Source organism: Haloarcula sp. H-hyl2 (genome assembly GCF_056934385.1).
Window position 1 is genome coordinate 580,736 of sequence record NZ_JBRIIJ010000001.1, and the last position, 22,335, is coordinate 603,070.

The 22,335-nt window shown below is 65.2% G+C and carries 28 protein-coding genes; 16 read left to right on the forward strand and 12 right to left on the reverse strand.

What is annotated here, in order from left to right; all coding sequences use genetic code 11:
- Positions 1 to 19 precede the first annotated feature (19 nt).
- From Hhyl2_RS03055 to Hhyl2_RS03065, 3 genes are all read left to right on the forward strand, one after another.
- Positions 20 to 544 carry a DoxX family protein gene (locus Hhyl2_RS03055; RefSeq protein ID WP_483549254.1) on the forward strand — a complete coding sequence of 175 codons (525 nt, stop codon included), beginning with the start codon at positions 20 to 22 and terminating at the stop codon, positions 542 to 544.
- A gap of 51 nt (positions 545 to 595) precedes the next feature.
- Positions 596 to 880 carry a hypothetical protein gene (locus Hhyl2_RS03060; RefSeq protein WP_483549255.1) on the forward strand — a complete coding sequence of 95 codons (285 nt, stop codon included), beginning with the start codon at positions 596 to 598 and terminating at the stop codon, positions 878 to 880.
- A gap of 111 nt (positions 881 to 991) precedes the next feature.
- Positions 992 to 1,447, forward strand: a complete 456-nt coding sequence (locus tag Hhyl2_RS03065) for a peroxiredoxin family protein (protein WP_483549256.1) — start codon at positions 992 to 994, stop codon at positions 1,445 to 1,447.
- On the opposite strand, the gene Hhyl2_RS03070 is transcribed toward Hhyl2_RS03065, so the two are convergent.
- A complete protein-coding gene (locus Hhyl2_RS03070) occupies positions 1,448 to 1,978 on the reverse strand; it encodes a GNAT family N-acetyltransferase (protein WP_483549257.1) in 531 nt (176 codons plus the stop codon). It abuts the gene before it with no gap.
- A 121-nt stretch (positions 1,979 to 2,099) separates the two neighbouring features.
- Between Hhyl2_RS03070 and nth the strand changes: the two genes are divergently transcribed.
- Positions 2,100 to 2,783: an endonuclease III gene (gene nth, locus Hhyl2_RS03075; RefSeq protein ID WP_483549258.1), complete on the forward strand. Its 684-nt coding sequence runs from the start codon at positions 2,100 to 2,102 to the stop codon at positions 2,781 to 2,783.
- 70 nt (positions 2,784 to 2,853) lie between these two features.
- Here the strand turns inward: nth and Hhyl2_RS03080 are convergent, their stop codons facing one another.
- From Hhyl2_RS03080 to Hhyl2_RS03090, 3 genes are all read right to left on the reverse strand, one after another.
- Positions 2,854 to 3,369 (reverse strand): universal stress protein, encoded by a 516-nt coding sequence (locus Hhyl2_RS03080; RefSeq protein ID WP_483549259.1) that lies wholly within the window; start codon positions 3,367 to 3,369, stop codon positions 2,854 to 2,856.
- Positions 3,370 to 3,465: 96 nt separating this feature from the next.
- Positions 3,466 to 4,461, reverse strand: a complete 996-nt coding sequence (locus Hhyl2_RS03085) for a sodium:calcium antiporter (RefSeq protein WP_483549260.1) — start codon at positions 4,459 to 4,461, stop codon at positions 3,466 to 3,468.
- A gap of 54 nt (positions 4,462 to 4,515) precedes the next feature.
- Positions 4,516 to 4,998 carry a DUF7321 family protein gene (locus tag Hhyl2_RS03090; RefSeq protein WP_483549261.1) on the reverse strand — a complete coding sequence of 161 codons (483 nt, stop codon included), beginning with the start codon at positions 4,996 to 4,998 and terminating at the stop codon, positions 4,516 to 4,518.
- An 87-nt stretch (positions 4,999 to 5,085) separates the two neighbouring features.
- On the opposite strand from Hhyl2_RS03090, the gene Hhyl2_RS03095 reads away from it, so the two are divergent.
- From Hhyl2_RS03095 to Hhyl2_RS03130, 8 genes are read left to right on the forward strand one after another with little or no spacing between them, the layout of a single operon-like run.
- Entirely contained in the window at positions 5,086 to 5,973 is an 888-nt protein-coding gene (locus tag Hhyl2_RS03095; RefSeq protein WP_483549262.1) for a DUF7319 domain-containing protein, read from the forward strand.
- A gap of 60 nt (positions 5,974 to 6,033) precedes the next feature.
- Positions 6,034 to 6,696: a halocyanin domain-containing protein gene (locus tag Hhyl2_RS03100; RefSeq protein WP_483549263.1), complete on the forward strand. Its 663-nt coding sequence runs from the start codon at positions 6,034 to 6,036 to the stop codon at positions 6,694 to 6,696.
- Positions 6,696 to 7,115, forward strand: coding sequence for a DUF7318 family protein (locus tag Hhyl2_RS03105; RefSeq protein WP_483549264.1), 420 nt, complete (start codon positions 6,696 to 6,698; stop codon positions 7,113 to 7,115). The genes Hhyl2_RS03100 and Hhyl2_RS03105 overlap by 1 nt, the downstream gene beginning before the upstream one ends.
- 1 nt (position 7,116) lies before the next feature.
- The gene (locus tag Hhyl2_RS03110; protein WP_483549265.1) at positions 7,117 to 7,980 is read left to right on the forward strand and encodes a ubiquinol-cytochrome c reductase iron-sulfur subunit; all 864 of its coding nucleotides are present in this window, start codon (positions 7,117 to 7,119) and stop codon (positions 7,978 to 7,980) included.
- Between the two features lie 3 nt (positions 7,981 to 7,983).
- Positions 7,984 to 8,787 (forward strand): cytochrome b, encoded by an 804-nt coding sequence (locus tag Hhyl2_RS03115; protein ID WP_483549266.1) that lies wholly within the window; start codon positions 7,984 to 7,986, stop codon positions 8,785 to 8,787.
- Between the two features lie 4 nt (positions 8,788 to 8,791).
- Positions 8,792 to 9,565 (forward strand): cytochrome b family protein, encoded by a 774-nt coding sequence (locus Hhyl2_RS03120; protein ID WP_483549267.1) that lies wholly within the window; start codon positions 8,792 to 8,794, stop codon positions 9,563 to 9,565.
- A gap of 60 nt (positions 9,566 to 9,625) precedes the next feature.
- Positions 9,626 to 9,925: a DUF7315 family membrane protein gene (locus Hhyl2_RS03125; RefSeq protein ID WP_483549268.1), complete on the forward strand. Its 300-nt coding sequence runs from the start codon at positions 9,626 to 9,628 to the stop codon at positions 9,923 to 9,925.
- Positions 9,918 to 10,187 carry a DUF7314 family protein gene (locus Hhyl2_RS03130; RefSeq protein ID WP_483549269.1) on the forward strand — a complete coding sequence of 90 codons (270 nt, stop codon included), beginning with the start codon at positions 9,918 to 9,920 and terminating at the stop codon, positions 10,185 to 10,187. The genes Hhyl2_RS03125 and Hhyl2_RS03130 overlap by 8 nt, the downstream gene beginning before the upstream one ends.
- A gap of 342 nt (positions 10,188 to 10,529) precedes the next feature.
- Here the strand turns inward: Hhyl2_RS03130 and Hhyl2_RS03135 are convergent, their stop codons facing one another.
- The 3 genes from Hhyl2_RS03135 to Hhyl2_RS03145 all read right to left on the reverse strand — a co-directional run bounded on the left by Hhyl2_RS03135 (position 10,530) and on the right by Hhyl2_RS03145 (position 13,161).
- Positions 10,530 to 10,991, reverse strand: a complete 462-nt coding sequence (locus tag Hhyl2_RS03135) for a DUF7313 family protein (protein WP_483549271.1) — start codon at positions 10,989 to 10,991, stop codon at positions 10,530 to 10,532.
- Between the two features lie 66 nt (positions 10,992 to 11,057).
- The gene (locus Hhyl2_RS03140; protein ID WP_483549272.1) at positions 11,058 to 11,774 is read right to left on the reverse strand and encodes an NAD(+)/NADH kinase; all 717 of its coding nucleotides are present in this window, start codon (positions 11,772 to 11,774) and stop codon (positions 11,058 to 11,060) included.
- A gap of 151 nt (positions 11,775 to 11,925) precedes the next feature.
- A complete protein-coding gene (locus Hhyl2_RS03145; protein ID WP_483549273.1) occupies positions 11,926 to 13,161 on the reverse strand; it encodes a digeranylgeranylglycerophospholipid reductase in 1,236 nt (411 codons plus the stop codon).
- Between the two features lie 125 nt (positions 13,162 to 13,286).
- Between Hhyl2_RS03145 and Hhyl2_RS03150 the strand changes: the two genes are divergently transcribed.
- Positions 13,287 to 14,453 (forward strand): hypothetical protein, encoded by a 1,167-nt coding sequence (locus Hhyl2_RS03150; RefSeq protein WP_483549274.1) that lies wholly within the window; start codon positions 13,287 to 13,289, stop codon positions 14,451 to 14,453.
- 22 nt (positions 14,454 to 14,475) lie between these two features.
- Here Hhyl2_RS03150 and Hhyl2_RS03155 read toward each other — a convergent pair whose 3' ends face one another.
- The 4 genes from Hhyl2_RS03155 to Hhyl2_RS03170 form a co-directional block, all read right to left on the reverse strand.
- Complete coding sequence (locus Hhyl2_RS03155; protein ID WP_483549275.1) at positions 14,476 to 15,846, reverse strand: cryptochrome/photolyase family protein; 1,371 nt, start codon at positions 15,844 to 15,846, stop codon at positions 14,476 to 14,478.
- Positions 15,847 to 15,964: 118 nt separating this feature from the next.
- Entirely contained in the window at positions 15,965 to 16,474 is a 510-nt protein-coding gene (locus Hhyl2_RS03160) for a DUF6789 family protein (RefSeq protein WP_483549276.1), read from the reverse strand.
- A gap of 554 nt (positions 16,475 to 17,028) precedes the next feature.
- Entirely contained in the window at positions 17,029 to 17,892 is an 864-nt protein-coding gene (locus Hhyl2_RS03165; RefSeq protein WP_483549277.1) for a 2-oxoacid:ferredoxin oxidoreductase subunit beta, read from the reverse strand.
- Positions 17,889 to 19,664: a 2-oxoacid:acceptor oxidoreductase subunit alpha gene (locus Hhyl2_RS03170; RefSeq protein WP_483549278.1), complete on the reverse strand. Its 1,776-nt coding sequence runs from the start codon at positions 19,662 to 19,664 to the stop codon at positions 17,889 to 17,891. Before Hhyl2_RS03170 ends, Hhyl2_RS03165 begins: the two co-directional genes overlap by 4 nt.
- A gap of 143 nt (positions 19,665 to 19,807) precedes the next feature.
- On the opposite strand from Hhyl2_RS03170, the gene Hhyl2_RS03175 reads away from it, so the two are divergent.
- The 3 genes from Hhyl2_RS03175 to Hhyl2_RS03185 are packed head-to-tail and all read left to right on the forward strand — an operon-like array spanning position 19,808 to position 21,872.
- Entirely contained in the window at positions 19,808 to 20,443 is a 636-nt protein-coding gene (locus Hhyl2_RS03175) for an FAD-dependent oxidoreductase (protein ID WP_483549279.1), read from the forward strand.
- A 45-nt stretch (positions 20,444 to 20,488) separates the two neighbouring features.
- Entirely contained in the window at positions 20,489 to 21,541 is a 1,053-nt protein-coding gene (locus tag Hhyl2_RS03180) for an NAD(P)/FAD-dependent oxidoreductase (protein WP_483549280.1), read from the forward strand.
- A 40-nt stretch (positions 21,542 to 21,581) separates the two neighbouring features.
- Complete coding sequence (locus Hhyl2_RS03185) at positions 21,582 to 21,872, forward strand: transcriptional regulator (protein WP_483549281.1); 291 nt, start codon at positions 21,582 to 21,584, stop codon at positions 21,870 to 21,872.
- A 27-nt stretch (positions 21,873 to 21,899) separates the two neighbouring features.
- Here the strand turns inward: Hhyl2_RS03185 and Hhyl2_RS03190 are convergent, their stop codons facing one another.
- A complete protein-coding gene (locus Hhyl2_RS03190; protein ID WP_483549282.1) occupies positions 21,900 to 22,316 on the reverse strand; it encodes a Rieske (2Fe-2S) protein in 417 nt (138 codons plus the stop codon).
- Positions 22,317 to 22,335: the final 19 nt, after the last annotated feature.

Here is a 22,335-nt window from a genome sequence, read left to right on the forward strand (position 1 = left end):
CATATGTGAGGTAACACCGATGTCCTACCAAGCAGCGAACCCCCTGGCCGACGAATTCGAGCTGGAGTTCGATAGACCCTGGACGGCGTACTGGCTCGCGACCCTGCGGGTGCTGACCGGCTGGTGGTTCTTCCACGCCGGCGTGACGAAACTGATCGAGGACGGCCTGAACTTCGGGTACGGGGCGGCCTACATGCAGCAGATGACCGGGACGGCGCTGGGCCCAATCCCGGTCTGGATGGGGAACAACCTTGCGTGGTTGATCAAGCCCGGCGTGCCGCTGTTCGAGACGCTGATCGGGCTGGCACTGATGGCTGGCATCCTCGTCCGACTGGCCTCCTTCGGCGGGGTCATCTTCATGACCCTGTTCTGGGTGGGCAACGCCGGCTTCGGCCACGGCCTGGTCAACAGCGACTTCATGGGCCTGCTGCTGTTCATGACCATGATCGTCCTGGCGACCGGGCGCTACTACGGCCTGGACGCCATCATCGAGAAGATGGACTTCGTCCAACAGCGCCCCCGGCTGAAGTACCTGCTCGGCTGACCAACACCACGAACACACCACAACCACACTCCACAACCAAGGTGAATACAAATGACTGACATCATCGACAAGGCGGCAATGGCACTGAGCGGCGGACTGATGCTGCTGGGCGTGGTCGGCCTGGGACTCGTCGAGACCCTCGCTGGCAAACCCTACGGGGCCGCACCACTGACCAACGAAGCGGGCGAAGTGATCGCGACCCCCATGATCGACCCGACGATCCGGACCGGGCTCGTCCTGGCCGGCATCGCCGTCCTGGGCGTCTACGCGGCCTACAAGATGGCGACGCCCGCACCGGAAGACGAGACGGCCGGCCGCGAGGTCGTGGCCGACTGATCTGTGACGGCGACTATCGACATCTGATTCTCCCCGCTTGCTGTGACCGCGTAGCGACAGCGCCGACCATCGACGGCCAGGTTCTTCTCGTCGGGAGCCCTCGTCGGCTATATGCTCGACGCTGGCAGCCCGGCACCGGATTTCGATCTCCAGGGGACCGCTGGCGGACAGACTGGCGCCTATCGGCTCTCCGCTGCGGCCAGCCAGGCGCCGGTCGTAGTGGCGTTCTACACCGAGGATTTCGCCCCGCGCTGCCGGCGCTATCTGGCAGCGCTCCGTGATACCGACTGGGGGTCACTGACCGACGGCATCGCGGTCTTCGGCGTCGCGCCGGGCGAGATGGAGGAGCATCGGTCGTTCGCGGACGACCTCGACCTCCCGTTCCCGCTGCTGGTCGACCACGCCGGGATCGACGCGCAGTTCGGCGTCCAGCGGCCCGACGGGACCACGCGACGGGCGGCGTTCCTCGTCGACGCCCGCTGTCGGGTCCGGTTCGCGTGGGCCGACGACGGGGTGGGTGAGGTCCCCGACGTCGACCCGCTACTGGACGCCGTCGCCGCGCTGTGATCACTCCCACTCACTGGCGAGCAGGCCGTAGACGTGGACGTCCTCGTGCTCGCCGTGGCGGAACCAGTGGTCCCGCATGACGCCCTCGTGTTCGAAGCCGACCTTCTCTAAGACACGCTGGGACGGTTCGTTGTCGTCGAAGGCCCGAGCGTAGACACGGTGGAGGCGCAACTCCGAGAAGGCGTGGTCGACGGTGGTCCGTGCAGCGTCTGTGGCGTAGCCGTTGCCCCAGGCGTCGGGCGTCAGGTAGTAGCCGAGTTCCCCGTTGCCAGTGGTGGGGTTGACGTCGTTCAGCCCGACGACGCCGACCGGGTCGTCATCGACACAGATCAGGAAGTGGACGTCGTCGGTCTCCTGTCCGGTGACGGATTCGATCCACTCCCGTTCCGTCGCCTCACTCTGTGGTCGGACGAACGAGAGGCCCTCACGGACCGCCGGGTCGTTGACGGTCTCGTGGAGGAACGGGGCGTCCTCCTCTTCGACGGTCGCCAGCGATACCTGCTCGCCTTCGAGGAAGGTGGGACCGGGCATAATCGAGGGGACGACGGACTGTCGGAAGAGCGTTCTCCCGGTGTGTGGGACGTTGCCTCGGATCGGCCGGGCCGACAGCGGGAGCGACACGCCAAAGGCGGGCCGGCCCTGGAGAGGGTGTATGGGGACAGCGCTATCGAGCCGGCAGGCACAGGCCGAGGAAGTCGTCGACCGCCTCTCCGCGGAGTATCCCGATTCGACAATCTCGCTCAACTACTCGAACCGTCTCGAACTGCTGGTCGCAGTCGTGCTCTCGGCGCAGTGTACCGACGAGCGCGTCAACGAGGTGACCGAAGACCTCTTCGAGACGTACCAGACGGCGGCCGACTACGCAGCGGCTAGCGAGGAGGAACTCGCAGAGGACATCTACGGGATCACGTTCCACAACAACAAGGGAGGCTACCTCAAAGGGATCGGCGAACAGATCGTCGCCGAACACGACGGGGAGGTCCCCGACACCATGTCGGCACTGACCGACCTGCCCGGCGTGGGGCGCAAGACGGCCAACGTCGTCCTCCAGCACGGCCACGACATCGTCGAGGGGATCGTCGTCGACACGCACGTCCAGCGCATCGCTCGCCGTCTGGGACTGACCGAGGAGGAACGGCCCGAAGCCATCGAACAGGACCTGCTCGACGTCGTTCCGGAGGACGACTGGCAGCAGTTCACCCACCTGCTGATCGACCACGGGCGGGCGGTCTGTGGTGCTCGCAGCGCCGACTGTGGGGCGTGCGTGCTGGCGGATATCTGTCCGTCCGAGCAGGGCGACAGTGACGTCGACCTGGCCAGTGGCGACCCCTGGTGACTATCGTAGCCATTGAAAATCAGTGCACACCCGATCGCACGACGATGGTGCGATCGGTGTGTACGTCGTTTCAATTGTTACTGTACGTCTCGTCGAGTCTGACCGTCAGTACCGGGATATCGGCGATGCGGACCACCTTCTCGGTGACGCTCCCGAGCAGATAGCGGTCCAGCCCCGTCCGGCCGTGGGTGCCCATCACCAGCAGGTCCGCGCCCACCTCGTCGGCGTACTCGACGATCCCCTCGTGGGGTTCGGCCCGCCGGACCGCTGTCGTGACCGAGACGTCGTCGCCGAACGCCGACGCGACGTTCTCGACGATCGCCTGCCCTTCGGCTTCGAGCCTGTCCAGTGTGTCGGCCTCCTCGGCGACAAGCCCTGACGGCTCTCCGGGATGGTCCTCGCCGCGCATCCCTGAGGATGTCCCCACTGGGTCCTCGCCGATCATACCGGCCCGCTCGAATGCGGTGTCTGCCACGTACAGGACGTGGACGTCGGCGCCGTACCGTTCGGCGTGGTCGCGAGCGTGTGCGAGCGCTGCCTCCGCGCCCTCGCTGCCGTCCGTCGGGAAGAGGATAGTGTCGTACATGGCTCTACACCTAGACGTTCGGTAACTGTCGGCATGAATGTTTTTGTTTATTGATAATTGTTCCTCTCGTTCACGAATTCCGCCTCGTTCGTCCGGTCAGGCGGGGAAGACGACGAGTCGGCCCGTGATGTAGACGAGATAGAGCAGGACGAGGTAGCCGCCTTCCCGGCGCCCCAGCGACCCGTCGCCGACGACCCGGAGATACGCAAGCAGCCCGACGCCGACGAGGAGCTTGAACGGGAGGTCCCAGAGGATCACCGACTGTGGGACGGTGTAGGTCGAGAGTACTCCACCGAGGCCGATTCCGACCAGCGGGTTCACGACGTTACTGCCGACGAGCGTCCCCAGCGCGAGCGAGGGGGTCCGTCGCCGTATCGACTCGATGACCGTCGACAGTTCCGGGAGCGCCGCGGCGATGCCGATGGTGAGGACGCCGAGCATCGAGCCGCCGAGCTGGAGGCGGGTAACGGTCGCCTCGACGACCGAGAGGACGACGAACGCGCCCACGAGTACACCCACGAGACCGAGGAAGGCGACGACGGCATCCCTGGCGACGTTGGGGCTCTCTGTGGCAGCTTCGGGGAGCGCCGGCGTCCGAACCGTCCGGGAGAAACTGTAGTACGCGTAGGCTCCGAACGCCAGCAACAGGACGACTCCGTCGACCCGCGAGACGATCCCGTCCACGCCGACAACCAGGACGAGCGCGAACGAGGCCAGCATCGGGATGTAACTCGCCCGGATGAACGATTTTGCAAGGGTGTACCGGCCGAACCCGACGAAGAAGAGACCGAACAGGAGCAACTGCTGGACCGTCGAGGAACCCATGTTGCTCCCGATGACGGTCGCGGACGCGACGACCGGGTCCAGGGTCCCGCTGAGGATACCCAGCGACGCGATCAGGTGGGCACCGATCTCGGGCAGACTCGTCCCGAAGGAGACGACGAACATCCCGATGAGCAGTTCCGAGACGTCGTAGTGCCGCGCCAGGCTGAGAAAGCGATCGACCGCGATGCTGGCGCTCTTGACCAGCACGACGAGCGCGACCGCGCCGAGACCGAGCTGCAGGAGCGTCGTCGTGTCGAGGACTACCATCGGCGGCCTCCGTGCATATCCCTCGTACGTACCCCCTTCCTTACAGAGCTAGGGTCACAGGACGTACCGCAGGACGTAGCGGGCGGCTCCGACCACGTAGGCGAGCATCCAGAAGATGACGTAGCCGAACACGCCGATGCGAAGTCGCGACCGCCAGTGGTCCATCGTGTCGCCGCCGATCTCGTCGAGCAGCAGGTCCTGATCGTAGTCGTTGTAGAGATCGTGCTCTTTCTTGGCTCGGAAGATACGCACGATGCCGGTTCCGCCGAACGCGAGCAGCGCGTACGCCTGGAGGCCGAGATACGCATGGACAGCCGAGAGGCCCCCTAGCTGGTCGGGCAGTCGGGGCATCATCCAGCCCAGCATCGGCACTGTTGTCAACACCAGCCCGGTGACGACGAACTTCAGGTGGTGCAGCAGTACGTCCCACGTGACCGGCTCGGTCTCGATGATGTAGTAGGCACCGTAGACGAAACACGGGAAACTCAGTGTCACCGACAACAGGACGATAGTGGCGACGACCCCGTCAGACACCATGTCCGGGGTTTAGGACAGGTCGCGCTAAAACGTGCCGGATGGCGAAGGACAGAAGGTGTAAGACGGTGCAGGCCGTACCTCCGTGCAATGGCCGACCCGGATTCGACCGCCTCGGACGACGCTGACGGTCCAGCCGTCGGTGAATCGGTCTCCGTCCCCGACGACGACAGCGGCGCGGCCGACGCCTCCTCGACGGACCAGGAGAGCGAAGAGCCGGATATGGAGGCGCTGCGCCAGCAGGTCGAGGAGAAGTACGATTTCGACGACTTCGGGCCGGCGGACATGGCCGAGATGTCTGCCGAGGAGTGGGACGCCGCCTTCGACGCCGACACCTGGATCACCGACGCCGAACTGCTCGACCGCGTCGAGCGTGACCTGCTGACCCGCGTCGCGAACCGGGACGTCTTCGCCCGTATCGAGCGCCATCACGACCCCGAGCGGGTGCTGGCTTACTCCGACGAGGGGTACGCGCTGGTCTACCCTGATGGGAGTATCGAGGGCGAAGGGACGGTCCTCCGGGACGTCAAACCGACCGTCGCGCTGTGTTCGATGGACTCCTACGAGGTGCCCGAGGAGGTCCCACGGAACCCACTTCCCGAACCCGAGGCAGTCCCGGAAGGTGGCGGCGAACTGGGCAACTGGATGCTCCAGGTCATCGCCGGGGCACAGTTGCTCGCCGGCCTCGCGCTTCTCGTCGGCGGCGGCCTGGCGACTGCTGGCATCATCGGCGACGCCGGGACCAGCATCGCGCTGCTGTTCGTCGCCGGATTCGCCTTCGTCGCTATCTCGCTCGTGCTCTTCTTCACGGTCGCGAACGCCCGTCTCTCCGATAAGTTCCGGGCCGAAGAGTACCGCGACCGCCTGCGAGCCATCGGGCTGGAGGACGGGGACCGGCCCGATTTTGTTCCCGAGATCGAACCCGAATATAGCGGGGACCGAACCGAGGCAGATTCGAACGATGAAGCCGGTGTGTGACACCGCCTGCGGGTGTATTCGGTGGGTTTATACAAACTCAGTCCCGAGCCCCACGTGTACATGAACAGACGGGAGTTCGTCCGGACCGCCGGGGGTGCCGCCGGGACAGCGGCTGCCCTCAGTGCCACCGGGTCCGCAGCCGCCCAGGAAGAGGGCGGCGACGGTGGCCAGACGGTCCCGGACTACGGCGGATACCTCGACCAGGTCGGGAACTTCGGCGGGCCCGCGAGCACCGTCGACGCCACCGGCCAGGACACGGTGACGGTCGAGGTCGGTGTCCAGGCCAACGGCGGCGCCTACGGGTTCGGCCCGCCGGCCGTCCACGTCGACAACGGTGCGACCGTGCAGTGGGAGTGGACCGGCAACGGCGGCGGCCACAACGTCGTGCAGGCCAACGGGGAGACGCTCAACTCCGGCGATGCGGTCTCGTCGAGCGGTGTCAACTACGAACACACCTTCGAAGAGGACGGCATCTACACGTACTACTGTGTCCCCCACGAAGGGCTCCAGATGAAAGGTGCCATCGTCGTCGGTGAGGACTATCCGACGGTGACCCTCAGCAGCGGCGGCCCGGTCGAAGTCGATCCTCACTACGCGGGTGTCCCAATCCAGCCGCACTTCGTCGGGTTCGGCGCGGGACTGGCCGTCCTCATCCCCCTGATCTTCACCTTCTTCATGCTGAAGTACGGTGAATCGCCACATACCAGCGGGGGGAACAACTGATGGCTTCGGAAGGCTCCACGTACGGTGACATCCACCGGTACGAACCGCCGCGCGAGAGCACGGCTGCCGCGGTCGGGATCGTCCTGCTGACGGTCCTCCAGATCGTCCTCGTCGGACTGTTCACCTACGGAATGCTCGCCGGGTGGGCGTCCGGTATCGGGACGACACTGACCGTGCGGCTCATCGAGGCTAACATGTTCCTCGGCGGCGTCCTGACGGCTATCTTCCTGGATCTGTCGTTCATCATGCTGCTGTACCGTAAGGAGTTCCTCCCCGACGTGATGATCGTCAAGAAGCGCCGTCGCAAGTGGGAGGACCTCTACATCCGCCAGGAGGACGTCGACGGAACGACCGCTCTGGACGAGGAACAGCTCGTCGACACGATCAAACGCGCAGTCTACCCCTACTACAAGAAATAACATGCCACTAGACGAAGACAAATATCCAGCCGAGACAGGGCGACGCCGTTTCGTGAAGGGTGTCGTCGGCAGCGCTGCCCTCTCCAGCGTGGGTGTTGGTGGCGCCGCGGCCATCGACGCGACCACCGACGCGGCAGGTGAGGGTGGCGGGACGACCCCGTTCGTCGCGGTCGAGAACACGGCGGGGCCAGCGCCTCGCGGGATGCCGATCATCCCGATAGAGATAGACGGCGGCCAGCTAAAGGGCGTCTGGCCCGAGTACGACTCCGACGCCGGCGTCGCCATCGCCCGTGACTTCGGCGGTAGCGGTATCGACTACTCCTCCGCGTGGTTCCAGTACTGCGGAATGCAGACCGCAGAGGGTGTCTACCCGCAGGCCGAGCAGGACAACCTCTTCCGGCACAAACCCGGCACGTTCTCCTGGCAGGGCGAGTACGAGAGCGGTGCGCCACTGACGGTCGATATGTTCTCGGACTACCAGGAATGGGGCAACGGCATCGGGCGGTCCGGTGTCGGGAAGCCGGCGGCTGCGACGTGGCGTTCCGACGGTGACGTCAAGACGATCCCTATCGAAATCATCCGTTCAGTAGAGGTCGAGAAGATGGCCAACGGCGAAGGGAAGTACTCGGAACTGCCTGGTTCGGTCCAGAGCTTCATCTCGGAAGCGACGGCGGACGGGTTCGTCGCCTGGATGAACAAGTGCACCCACTTCTGCTGTGTTCCCGGGTACAAGGCCTACTCCGGGAGCGCAAACTTCGGCGCGGAGGACAAAATTTACTGTCAGTGCCACCAATCGGTGTACGACCCGTTCAGCCCAGTACAGAAGACGTTCGTGGCACTGCCACGGCCACCACAGACGGAATAACCCATGAGCCTAGAACGCAAAGACGAACACGACCACAAAGGCTGGATGAAAAAGCGCGACCTCTCGCCCATCGAGACGGTCTACCTGACAGCGCTCATCTGGCTCGACAAACGGCTCCGGGTCGTTGACTATCTGGAGATCCTGGAGGATCTCTACTACAAGGTCAACATGCAGATGCCCAAGAGCCACACCGAGCAGTACAACCTCGACAACAAGTTCTGGTACTGGTACCCCCTGTACGCCCTGGGGTCGTTCTCGACGGTGGCGTACATCGTCGCGGCGATCTCCGGTGCGCTGCTGGGGTTCTACTACGCGCCGGCGGCGGCAGCCGCGGATGGCTCGCCGACGATCGCGTACGACTCGGTGATGCTCATCATGGGCCAGCTCAATCTCGGGTACTTCCTTCGATCGGTCCACCGATGGGCCGCTCAGGTGATGGTCGCGGCCGTGTTCCTGCACATGCTCCGTGTCTACTTCACGGGTGCGTACAAGGAACCACGCGAGCTCAACTGGCTCATCGGCATCGTGCTCATCTCGTTGACGCTGGTGTTCGGGTACACGGGCTACCTGCTCCCGTGGAGCCAGCTGTCCTACTGGGCCGGCCAGATCGGCGTCGAGATGTCGCTGTCGATCCCGCTCATCGGCGAGTGGGTCGCACAGCTGATGTTCGGCGGATTCACGCTCTCGCAGGCGACACTACAACGGATGTACATCCTGCACGTGTTCTTCCTGCCGTTCATCACCACCGCGGTCATCGCGGTCCACATCGGCATCGTCTGGATGCAGGGCATCGCGGAACCACACTGATACAATGACAGACAACGACACAGACTCCGAGGACGTTCGCACGGACGGCTCCGGCGGTGGCGGCATCGTCGCGCCGGACGACGAGACGCCAACGTGGTCCGAGCGGAAGACCCGTTCACAGGGGCTCTCGCGAGTGACCTACGAATACTTCGAGCGGGCTCGCCGTGAGGACCAGGATCTGCGCCAGGAATCCGACTACGTCGAACGTGACGTGCTGGCGTTCCCCGCCTGGCCACACGAGATGATGCGCAACATCGCCCTGACGAGCTTCTTCGTCGGGATGATCCTGTTCGTCTCGGCGGTACTCCCGCCGGAGATGCCGAACCCGGCAAACTCCAGCGTGACACCGGCGATCATCCTGCCGGACTGGTACCTCTACTGGTCCTTTGGCCTGCTGAAACTCGGGCCGCTGAATCCCAGTCTCTCGATCCTGGGCGGCTCGAAGCTGATGGCCGACCGGACCTACGGTGTGCTGGCGAATGTCGTCGTGGTCGGGTTCGTCGCCATCGTCCCCTTCCTCAACAAGGGGTCGGCACGGCGCCCCGTCGAGCAGCCCTTCTGGGCTGCTGTCGGGATGTCCGGCGTCATCTTCAGCCTGACCATCGCCGCACTGTCGATCAAGAACCTGATCCCGATGGACTCGCACCTGCTGTTCGACCTGACGTTCCTGCTCCCGTTCGTCAGCGCCACCATCACCTACGCGGTGCTGAAGACGATGCGTGAGGGGTACATGTTCGACCTCAACCGGCGGTACTACCGGCTCAGGCCGCCGAAGTGACACGCCCGCCACAATCCCTTCTCGCCGCAGTAAAGTAGTTCCCGCCCCTAGTCGATCGTAATGACAGAGGACCCGGAGTCGGACCGACGTGACGTCGTCGTCCCTCTGCGTGTGTACAAGACAGTGACAGTGTTCTCGACGCTGTTCGCCGTCCTGTGTGTCGTCGGGGGGTTCATCCTCATCGACACCGCGACCCAGCGAGCGTCGGTACCGGCCTCGGAGATCGACGTCCCGCTGGGGGTCGCCGGTCTCGGACTGATACTCGCGGGGTCGGCTGTCTACGCGTTCTCGACCCGGTTCCGCACCGAGGAAATGGGAAAGTCTAAAGACGACGCTGACGAAGGCTCGGGTAATGGCTGACGAATTCATCAAGGGGCTCGGTGCCCTCCTGGTCGGCGGTCTCGGTTGGATGAGTTTCGCCGGTTGGTATCGGACGCCCAGTTTCGAGGGGGCACAACTCACCGGTGAGGTCACCCTGGAGAACCCCACCGTCTACGACCAGCTCGGGCTGTTCCTGATGGACGCGTTCTTCTGGTTCGCTATCATCGGCGCACTCACCTTCTGGGTCGTCATCCCGCTGGTCGACGAACTCCGCGAGTATCTCGACGAGCGGTCGGCCTGAGCGGCGTCACTTCCGTCTACGGTTCCTTTCGCGCGGCCGGCTTGTCGGCCCGTCCGTGGCCATCCCCACGGCACGTTCCTGCCGGTGCGAATCCGCCGAGCAGACGCTCTATCAGCCGAGTATCGCTTACCGACAGGTGGGCGGTGACGCCATGGCGATCCAGTCGACGCCGAACAGGCGGGACGAGATCCGCTCAGCACGACCACAGTGGTGGCTCTGGACGGCTCTGAAGCTGGCGGGACGGGAGTTCGGCACCGGGGGACAGAACGCGCGTGCCGGCCATCGTACCGACCGTCGAGCGTGACGCTGGCCGGCGTAGCGAACGGAGAAAACGTGTCGCGTTCAGACGATCGACTGCCAGGGACCGGCGATGATCCAGAAGAGGCTCTGGTAGCCGGCGTACGCCAGGACCAGCATGGCAGCCACGATAGAGCCTTTCGGTCGTTCGAGCGGGATGTCCCGCCGGGCCTCGACCTTCCGGGATTCGAACTCGAAGAAGTCGGTGATGACCGCACCGAGGACGAGCATGGACATGACCATACCGCCGTGGTGAGCCAGCGTCATGTAGTAGAACGACGTCATGACGAGGACGAAGTTGCTCGCGAGATGGGCGGGATGTCGACTGACCTCCTCAGCACCGCCCGTCTCGTACTGTTGCTTGTGCCGTCTGTGGGCCAGTTGTCGCGTCACGAGGTTTGCGACCACCAGTGCGACGATGACGTACTCGATGAGGAGCACGTCTCCGGGACCTGTACTTCCCATGATGGTGTCCAGCGGCCCGAAGAGCGTGACGGATGGCTGCATACTGGATCCTCAGTCCGAATCCCATTAGTGTCTTTCCACTCGGCGCCGGTGTGGGTCGGGTCGCTGTCAGGTGAACCGCTGTCGACTCTCGTCGACGACGGCGACCCGAACCGTCCCGTCCTCGCCGAGTGTCACGGGCTCACCGGGACCGACGGTGTCGACACGAGTGTCGTCGAGCAGGAGGACGACGGTAGCCTCGTCACGTTCGACAGAGAGGGTGACGTCGGCCAGTGGGACGACCCAGTGGTCCGGATTCGTCGCGAACGGGGCGATCGGCGCGACCACGCCGACGTCGGACGGCGAGAGGATGGGGCCGCCGACACGGCGTGCGTAGCCGGCCGATCCGGCGGTAGTCGCGACGACGACGCCGTCGGCCCGGAACGCGTCGATCGTGTCGGTCGGGGTCGCGACGCCGAACTCGGAGATGCGGGCCGCGTCGGCCGTGACGAGGGTCACGTCCCAGAACGCTCGGCCTACCGCCTCGTCGCCGCGAGTGACCGACAGGACGGTGTGGTGTTCGACCTGTGCGTCGGGCAGCGCTGGGACTGCCTCTGTGACCGCTGACGCGGGGACGCTTCTGACACCTCTGCCGGCGTCGACGGGGAGCACGAGCGGGTCGCGGTCGGACCGTGCGACCCGTGTCAGTGCGGACTGGCCGACGGCGACGACGTGGTCGGTCGCGGGGACCGACCCATCTGTGGGGGTCTCGACCGCGACGCCACTGTCCGCGAGCGTCTCCGCGACGGCATCGTCGCCGACGACGCCGACCGAGGGCGTTGTCATCACTCGCCGCTTCGGTCAGCCGATGGAAAAGCGTGCCGTCCTCGGGCGGTCATAGGGATTATCGTCGCAGTCCAGAGATTGCTCCCGTGAAATCGAAGTCCGGCACCGGACCGGAGGGCTCGATTCCTCCGGCCGGCTACGATACTCCCTATTAGAATGGGAGTTTCTGCCGTGCGTACTTCCACAGCATCGGCGCGTCCGAGAGATGGAAGAGCTTCGTCATCGCCCGGACGTTCCCGCGGTTGGCCTCTGTGAGTGTGTCCGAATCGGTGCTGTGGAGGTCCCGCATCAACTGGTCGTAGCGCTCGTTGGGGGCGAGATACAGCAGTTCGGTCATCGTGAGCCGTGTCCGCTGGTTCGGCGCGACGTCGGTGTGCCAGAGGTGGTCGTAGACGGCCAGCGATTCCGCGGAGGTGTCCGGCGTGTCCGGGGTCAGCGCCGCGTCGACGGTCGCGGCGGCCGCGCGGGCGGACTTCATCCCCTTGTGGATGCCCTCGCCCCACAGCGGGTCGATGGTCGGGACGGTGTCCCCGATGGCCATGAAGTTGTCAGTGCTCATCGACTCGGGGGGCTGGATGTGGGCCGACCCGCGGTGGGCCTGCGTCCCCTCGATGCGGACGGCGTCCGCCAGTCGCGGATCGGTGTCCAGCCAGTACTCCAGGTAGTCGTCGATGGCCCACCCGTCGCGGGCGTTGTCGCGGTGGGCTTCGTTCTGGATGTAACAGAGCCCGACCTTGGCCGTGTCTTCGCCGGTGTGGAAGATCCACGAGTAGCCGCCGGGCGCGAGGTCGTGGTCCAGGCGGAGCATCATCGCGTCCGTGAGGTCTGCGTACCGAGGGTGGTCCATCTGGACGTTCTCGTACTCGTACTCGATGCCGATAGCCTGGTGGTCGCGTTCGAGGTCACAGACGTCGAGTTTCTTCGCGAGCGGGGCGGCTGGCCCCGTAGCGTCGATGACGATGTCGGCGTAGACTTCCTCGTCGCCAGCGTACCTGACGCCGACGATCTCGCCGTCGTCCATGATCGGTGCCGAGACCCGCGCGTCGAACCGGTAGGTGGCGCCGTAGTTTCGACCTTCCTCGACGAGCCACCGCTTGAAATCGGCAAACTCCAGCACGGCGCCGGTCTGCTTGCGGACGTAGTGGTCGTTGGGGGACTCCAGTACCACGTCGTCGGTGTAGTTCATCACGACGTCGTCCGGGATGTTGAACGCCGTCATCGCCGACGGGAACGTCCCCGCAGTGGACTTGTTGCTCTGACGTGGGAACTCGTCTTCGGATTCGGTCTCCAGTACCAGCACGTCGTAGTCCCGCTCGGCGAGGTCGCGGGCACACTGTGCCCCCGCTGGCCCCGCCCCCGCGACGACCACGTCAAAGCGCTCGCTCATAACCGGAGGTTACACGTCCGAGTAATCAACCTTGCTGAATCCACCGAGATACTGTGGGTCGGGTGCCTCTCGAAAGGGTAAAGACGCCACCAGCCACACGACTGGCCAACGCGGGGCAACGAGATATGGTACTCACCTCAGTCGCCGGCGCGCTCGCGGATCGACGTCGACTCCCGACCGCCCTCCGGGCAGTACTGGGCTACTACGCCGAGAGCGGCGTCTTCGACTACGCCAGCCTCTCGCTGAAATCCGAGATCGACGACCGCACCGAGGCGATGGTCGCGGACGTGAACACACGCGTCGAGGAGGCACTGGCCGCGGAGTTCGGCCACCCCGTCGCCTTCGAGTACGACACGAAACTCGTCCTGCCCGCCCAACTCACGCTGGGGTACGTCTACCGAACCGCCCGCCGGCAGGCGCCCGGCGATCCGGTCACGGACACCATCGCGGACGGCGTCCCCGACGTCGACGAGACGGCCCTGGAACAGGGGCCGGCACAGGAGCTCTCGCCTCGGGAGATGGTCGTCCGCGCCGAGCAGATGACCCGGCTCTCCATCGAGGCGCTGATCGACGGCGACATGCGCGACGCCATCAACGACGACGAGTTCGAGGACTTCGAGGTCGACTTCGAGGCCGACGCGGACGACATCCGTCGGGTCGCCGAGACCGCACAGGCGGCGCTACAGTCCCATCTGGACGGCCTCCTGGAATCGATGCCGCCCGTCGTCGAGGAGGCCTACCAGTGGGCCGTCGACTACAGCGAGGCCCACCAGGACCGCGACGACTACTTCCGGGACCTGATGACCGACGCCGAGGCCGGCGACGCGGATGCGCTGGACGCCATCCGCGCCGAGTACAAGTTCGCCGACTACGACGAGGACCCGCCGACGTTCACCGACCGGGAGAAGGAACTCCCCTACAGCAAGACCCAGTACGCCCGCGTCGGTGTCCTCTACGACGGGATGCTCGACCTCTATCGGCTCGCCGGTCTGGACATCGAACCGGCCTTCGCCAAGTCCATCGTGCTGGCGATCATCGGCGCGCAGATCTGGCTCGACGACGTCGACGACTACGAGGACGACCGCCGCGAAGGGCAACTGACGCCGGTGACCGCCGAGTACCTGCTCGCGCCCGACGAGGAAGCCGGCTATCGGCACGTCGTCGACATCACCGAACAATACCTCGACCTGGCCGAGGAGTACGCGACGGCCGCGGACTCGCCGCTGACCGGCATCGCCGCGGAGTACATCTACCGGTCGGGCGAGCCGGACGTGTTACCGGGCTCGTTCTGAGCGGGGGTTACTGACCCCTCTCTTAGCGCTTCCCGAGTGCTTGCTCGAAGACCCGCTGTGCGCGGTCGTAGGCAGCGTTCCGGTCGACGATGGGGTGTGGATACTCCGGCGCCAGTCGCTCCCGGTCGTCGTCCGAGAGCGTCGGCCAGTCGACGATCTTCGCGGAGTCGACACCTCGCAACTCGGGGACGTACTCGGTGACGTAGTCCGCGCCGTCGTCGTACTTGCTCATCTGGGAGACCGGGTCGAAGATGCGCACGTCCACGGAGTCGGTGCCAGTCGAGGCGATCCACTGCCAGCTCGCGGCGTTGGTCGCCGCGTCGTGGTCGACGAGCTGTTTGGTGAAGTAGCGCAGCCCCTCCCGCCAGTCGACGAGCAGGTGCTTCGTCAGGAACGAGGCGACGTTCTGGCGCGGGCGGTTGTGGACGTACCCCTCCTCGTTCAGCTGTCGCATCCCGGCGTCGACCAGCGGATAGCCGGTCTCGCCGCGTTTCCAGGCGGCGAGGTGGTCGGGGTCGTTCTCCCAGGCGATCTCGTTGGGGAAGCGCTTGTAGTTGGCCGACAGCAGGTCGGGATTGTAGTACAGCAGGTGGTAGCTCTGTTCCCGCCAGGAGAGTTCGTACCGGTACTTCTGGACGTTGCGCTGGGCGCTGCCGGTGACCGCTGCCTTGCGGTCGCTGGCGTCGCTCCAGACCTCGCGGATGCCGATCATTCCGGCCGCGAGATACGGCGACATGCGCGAGACGGCTCCGATCGGTCGCTCGACAGCGGCTTTCATGTCGTCGCGCGTGTCGCTGTAGCTCTCGATGCCGTCGGCGAGGAACTGGTCGTACCGCTCGCGGGCGGCCGCGTAGCCCGCGGTCGGGAGGTCGATGTCCGCAGTGATCTCCGGGGCGGTCTTTGGGTCCGAGATGTCGGCCAGTTCGTCCGCCGTCGGCGTGTCCGCAGGCGGGAGTTTGTGCTCGGCCTGCCAGTCGTCGTAGAAGCGGCTGTGGTTCTCGTAGCGGGGCGCCAGTCGTTCGGGATCGACGAGCACCAGGTCGGTCACCGACCTCGTGGGGACCGCCTCGTCGACGCGACGCTGGCGGTTCCGGCGTGCCGGTCGGTAGTACTCGTTGTAGACGACACGGTCGGCGTCGTACTCCGCGACGACCTCGGCAAGCACCTCCGCAGCGTCGCCAGACCGGACGAGCAGGTCGCTGTCCCGCTCCCGGTAGGCCCGTTTCAGTGCCCGCACACCCTGCATGAAGAAAGCTCGCTGTCGTTTCCCGACCTTCCGCAGCATGTCGGTGTCGACGACGTAGACGGGAACGACTGGGCCGTCGTTCGCGGCCAGTGCGAGCCCGCGGTTGTCCGGGAGGCGGAGGTCCCGCTGGTGCCAGAAGACGTTCATAGAGACGGGACGGCTCCGGGACGTAAGTCACCGCCACCAACGTGGTTGGGTGTGCGGGACCGCACCACGGGCTGGTATGGAACCGGTCCAGGGCATCGAAACGTCGGTCGCTCGGCTGTCACCCCTGCCCGGGATACCCCCGATCGTCCGATTCTTGACTCAACAGCGTTCGGTGGCCCGCCAACCGGTCGTAGACGCCGCCGAGGACGAGCCCGTAGACGAGATACGCCAGTAGCATCGCCGCCAGGATCGGCAGTGTCGCCGATAGCTGCTCCCAGCCTCGAAAGACAGCGACCCACACGGTCGCGGCGTACCCGAGCCAGACGACGACACCGAACACCACCCCGTGGATCGCGCCTGACTCACCGGGCAGTCCCCACGTGAAGCCGGTAAACAACAGCGGCCACGCGACGACGAACAGCGCCACGAGGACGACGGCTGTCAGCAGGGTAGCTGTCGGGCTGCCGAGCTGGCAGTACGGGGGGCCGCCGACTGAACAGAGGCTAGCGAACGTCGCGAGGACGAAGAGGTTGGTCCCGGCGAGCGCGACGTCCGCGACGAACAGGAACGCCAACAGGACGGCCGTGGCGACTGCCCCTCCGGCCAGTCCGCTTCGTACTGGGTCCATACCGTCGGCTACGCTACCGTGCCGAATAAATGTAGCTGAGAGTGAAGGAACCTCGCTCGACAGACGAGCGCAATCACCGGTAGATACGGGATAGTGTGCACCCGGCTGTCTTTGCTACCGGGACACCCGCTGCGTTCGTCTGCGAACGCCTGCGGTCGCGGTACACACGCAGCGCACCGGAATCGGCGATGAGCGCCGATTCCGGCCTTTTTCGCCCACGTTTTTGCAAGCGGGGGTCGCTCTAGTGATCGTCGGCATTTTTCGATAGATACTGCTGAGATGGCGGGAGGGAGCATGAACAGGCGCCTCTCAGACCGATGACCACCCGAGATGCCATTTATATGTAGTCGTCGATATTCCCCATCTCAAGCACTCTAAATACGCATTTGCGTCGCTATTTCACTCGTGCCAATCTCACTCTTCTCAGTCCCAAACGCTATTTGGCTGCTTTTTTAATCCTCTACGCTGATTTGAGTGGGTCTCATTGGTACCCTACCTAACTATACAAAACTTCTGAGGATCACTACCGCGACCCCCCGCAGCAAAAAGGTGGTCTAGTAGAACTCCCGAACCAGATCCATCGCGCCGTCGGGGGCGCCGTCGGGGATCTCGGCCATCGAGGACTCGATGCCCTCACGCTGCTCGAAGGGGACCGAATCCTCGTTCTGGTAGAGCACGCCCATGTACTCCTTGTCGGATTCGAGGATTTTGTCCTTGGCCTGGTCGCGGTTGTGCGGATCGTGGTCGGTCTCGTCTAAGTCCACGATCGAATCCCGGAAGTAGTCGTAGGTGTCGACGTCGTTGAAGGTGACACACGGCGAGTAGACGTTGACGAAGCCGAAGCCGTCGTGTTCGATAGCCTGCTGGACGATCTCGGCGTGGCGCTGGGCGTTCGAGCTAAAGGACTGCGCGATGAACGTCGCACCGGCCGACAGCGCGAGGGCCTTCGGGTTGACGGGGGGCTGTTTCGGCCCCTCGGGGGTCGTGCCCGTCTCGAAGTCCTCGCGCGAGGTCGGCGAGGCCTGGCCCTTGGTCAGGCCGTAGATGCGGTTGTCCATGACGACGTAGGACATGTCGACGTTCCGGCGCACCGCGTGGATGAAGTGGCCGGCACCGATGGAGTAGCCGTCGCCGTCGCCGCCGGCGACCATCACTTCCAGATCTGGGTTGGCCATCTTCACGCCGATCCCCACCGGCAGGGCGCGGCCGTGGACGCCGTGCAGCGCGTAGCTGTGCATGTAGGTCCCGATCTTCCCGGAACAGCCGATGCCGGCGACCACGAACGTGTTGTCCGGGTCGTTGCCGGTCTCGGCCAGGGCCTTCATCATGCCGTTCATAGTCCCGAAGTCACCGCAGCCGGGACACCACGTCGGTTGCTTGTCGGACTTGAAATCGGTGAATCTGACGTCTGAGCTCATTCTGCTTCGACCTCCTGTGTACCGCTGTTCGAATCGAGTGTCTCGCTGACCTCTGCTGCGAGTTCGTCCGCCTTGAAGCGGACGCCGTTGTACTTGTTGATGCGGTCGACGCGTTCGAGCACGTCGTGTTCGATGATGTCGGCGAACTGCCCGGTCGCGTTACACTCGACGACGATGACCTCCTCGGCGGCCTGGACCTCGTCGGTCAGGTCGGGCCGCGGGAAGATGTAGGGCACCGAGATGAACCGGACGTCGTAGCCCTCCTCCTCCAGCAGTGTCAGGCCCTCGCGCATCGCGCCCTCGTTCGAGCCCCAGGAGATGATGAGCGTCTCCGCCTCTGGGTCGCCGAACTCCCGGTAGTCGAACTCCTCCTGTTCGCGGGCGGTCTCGACCTTGCGCTGGCGCTTGTCGACCTGTTCGATGCGGACGTCGGTGTCCTCGGTCCGGCGCCCCAGTTCGTCGTGTTCGAGCCCGGTCGTCATGTGTGCGCCGTCTGCCGTCCCGGGGAACGCTCGCGGGGAGACGCCGTCTGCGGCGGGGAAGTGCGCCTGGAAGCGGCCCTGTTCGTCGAGCCAGGCGTCGATCTCGTCCTCGTCGACGACCTTGCCGCGCTCGACCTCGACCGCGTCCATGTCGAAGGTCTCGGGCGAGAAGGTCTGCTCGGTGACGGCCATCGCCAGGTCCGAGACCAGGAAGACGGGGGTCTGGTACTTCTCGGCGAGGTTGAACGCCTCGACAGTCTTCCAGAAGCACTCGGAGACGGTCGTCGGCGCGACGACGAACCGCGGAATCTCGCCGTGGCCGCCGTACAGTGTCATGTTGAGGTCGCCCTGTTCCTGTTTCGTGGGCATCCCGGTCGAGGGACCCGAACGCATCACGTCACAGATGACCAGCGGGGTCTCGCTGGTCGCGACGAGGCCGAAGGTCTCGGTCATCAGGTCGATGCCCGGTCCGGAGGTCGCCGTCATGGCGCGGGCGCCGGCCCGGGCCGCACCGAGGGCCATGTTGATCGCCGAGAGTTCGTCCTCGGCCTGGACGACCTTGCCGCCGAACTGGTCGACACGGCCGGTCATGTACTCCATGACGTCGGTCGCCGGCGTGATCGGGTAGCCGGCGTAGAAGCGACAACCGGCGGCGATGGCGCCCATGCCGATGGCCTCGTCGCCGTTGAGCAGGACGTAGTCCTCGTCGGTCGTCTCCATCTGGTAGTCGAAGGTCTGGTCGTACTCCTCCTGGACGTACTCCTGGCCCATGCGGGCGGCCTGTTTGTTGTTCTCGACGATGGCCTCGCCCTTGTCGCCGAAGCGCTTCTGGAGGCTCTCGTCCAAGTTCTCGATGGGGAAGCTCGTCACCTCGCAGGCCGCGCCCAGCGCCACGACGTTGAGCATGATGGCACCGCCAGCGTCCTCGGCGAGGCGTTTGAGCGGGACCTCCAGGGCGGTCGCGCCGTGGGGGACCTCGACGTCCTGCATCGTCGAGCGCTCGCCGTCGTAGATGATGACCGAGTCTTCGTGGAGTTCGTCCTCGTTCTCGTGGATGGTGCGCTCGGTGAGCGCGATGAGGATATCGAGGCGGTCGACGACGCTCTCGACGCGGTCGACCGAGGTCCGCACTTTGTAGGCGGTGTAGCCTCCGCGGATGCGGGAGGCGAAGTCCTTGGAGGTGAAGACGTGCCGACCGGCCCGGGAGAGTGCCTGTGCGAAGATCTTCCCGGTAGAGTCGATCCCATCGCCGGCTTCGCCGCCGATGGCCCAGTTGAGGTCCTCTGGCATACTACCAAACGGGTAGCCTGCGGGGGGAGAAAAGGCTTCTGTGTGCGCCCGCACGCGCGGGGAATTCGGATCTGAAATAATCTACCGAGAACCCGGCAGAATCGACCGAAACCCCCTTGTCACGGCCGTCCCACCTCGGCGATATGGACGAACGTTCACTGCCCGTGCGGGCGGTCCGCTCGGTCGGGCCAGACGCCATCGCTATCGACATCGAGACTCCCGACGAGTTCGATGCACAGCCGGGGCAGTTCGTGAAGGTCACGCTGCCCGGCGACGACGAGGACGAGTCCCGGTTCTACACTATCTCCTCTCCCGACATCGAAGGGACGTTCGAGATGACAGTCGGAATCGACCCCGAGGGGGCCGTCGCGCCGCGACTCGCCGAGCTAGAGGCCGGCGACGAACTCCTCGTCGCTGGGCCGTTCGGCTCGGACTACTACGAGGGTGAACCGCGTGCGGTCGTCATCGCCGGCGGGCCAGGCGTCGGACCCGCGGTCGGCATCGCCGAGCGCGCCCTCCAGGACGGGAACGACGCAGCTGTCGTCTATCAGGACGACGACCCGATCCACGTCGAGCGACTCGACGCGCTCGAAGACCAGGGGGCGCTCGTCCGCCTGCTGGCCGACGGGGAAGCCCTGACCGAGGCGGTCGCTGACGCCGTCGCCGACGGCGGGCAGGTCTTCGTCTACGGCTTCGCGGACTTCCTCGACGACGCGACCGAGGCCCTCACCGCCGCGGGCGTCGACGCCGACGACGCCAAGGTCGAGAACTTCGGCTGACCGTCGGTGAGGGGCTTTTGTAGGTCTATCCCCTAGCCACGCCGAATGCACACCAACGAGCAGTTCGCGTACGACGTCGCGGTCGTCGGCGGCGGTCCGGCGGGGCTGACGAGCGCGCTCTACACCACGCGACTCGGCCTCGATACCGTCGTCGTCAACCGCGGCGGCGGCCGGGCGGCCATGATGACCGACACGCACAACGTCATCGGTATCACCGAGGACGTCTCGGGCAACGAGTTCCTCCAGACGGCCCGCGAGCAGGTACAGGACTACGGCGCCGACTACCGCCAGGGGTTCGTCGAGGACGTCGAGCCACTCGACGGCGGGTTCGAACTCACGACCGACGATGGGCCTGTACTCGCACGCCGGGTCGTCCTCGCGACTGGGTTCTCGGACGAGCGGCCCGACCCCCCGCTGCCCAGAACTGGGCGCGGACTCCACTGGTGTCTCCACTGTGACGCGTTCATGTTCGTCGACGAACCGGTGTTCGTGATGGGGACCGGCGAGTCAGCGGCGGCAGTGGCGATGATCATGCTCAACTACACCGACGAGGTGGACCTGTTGACCCGCGGTGACGCGCCCGAGTGGAGCGAGGAGACGGCTCGGCAACTGGATGCACACCCCGTCGACGTTATCGAAGACGACGTCGTCGGGATGACCAAAGACGAGTCGGGCTGGCTGGAGTCCTTCGAGTTCGCCGACGGGACCGTCCGGCAGTACCGCGGCGGCTTCCCGATGTACGGCTCGGACTACCACGCCGAACTGGCCGACGCGCTGGGCGTCGAGCGCAACGACGACGGGACCGTCGCCGTCGACGGCCACGGCAGCACGTCCGTCGATGGCGTCTACGCCGTCGGCGACCTCACGCCGGGGCACAACCAGATTCCGGTGGCGATGGGCGAGGGGGCGAACGCCGGCATCGCGATCCACAAGGACCTCCGGAAGTTCCCGCGTTCGCTGGCCGACATCGAGGCCGACGGCCCTGTCGGTACGGACGAGGTGCCGGCCATCTCGGCCGAGTTGCAGGCGACGGCTGTCGCCCACGAGGGACACGCGGCCGGCCCCCGGACGGAAGGTGAGGCGGCGGCCGACGACTGATCGCAACAAAGCATATAACCATATCTTGCCAACTACCCCCATGCGCGAGGCAAGTCGGACGACGCGCCAGCGCATCGCCGACCGATTACGCGACGAAGCGATGGCTGCGGGAACGATCGCGACAGTGTTCGAGATACAGACAAGCGACGCGCTCACGCACGTCGAGCACATCGCGAAGTCACTGGAACCGACCGACGAGCAGTTGCTCGTCGCCCCGCCCGAATGCGAGGAGTGTGGGTTCAGCGACTTCGACGACCTGACCAACCGACCCAGTCGGTGTCCGGAGTGCAAGTGTGAGAGCGTGACAGAACCGGCCTACCGGATCGGCTAGCGTCTCCTCGACTCCGGTAGGCTCCCCTCACTGGCCAGAGAAGCCGATGCGACCGCGCGAGGAGAGGTCGTGGTCACCGGAGGGACCCTGCTGTTCGAACTCGTAGCGGTCGTCGGTCAGATAGACGGCGCCGTCTTCTGTGGTGATCTCGATCTCCTCTAGGACAGCCCCCTCACAGGGGCCGTAGGTACACTGCCCGGTGTCAGACTCGAAGGTCGCGCCGTGTTTCTCACACACCAGTTCCCCGTCGCGACGTGTCGCGCCGCTGCCCTTGTCGAGACGGATGTCCCGCCAGTGGGGGCAGTAGTTCTCGAAGGCGACCACGCCGTCGGTGAGACGGACCAGGATGGCCTCCTCGGTGTCGAAGCCGTCACGGACGGTAAACAGGAAACTTCCGGACTCCGGAACCTCGTCGACTGCCGCGATACGACTGTCCTCGTCCATTCTTGGCCGGTATACGGTA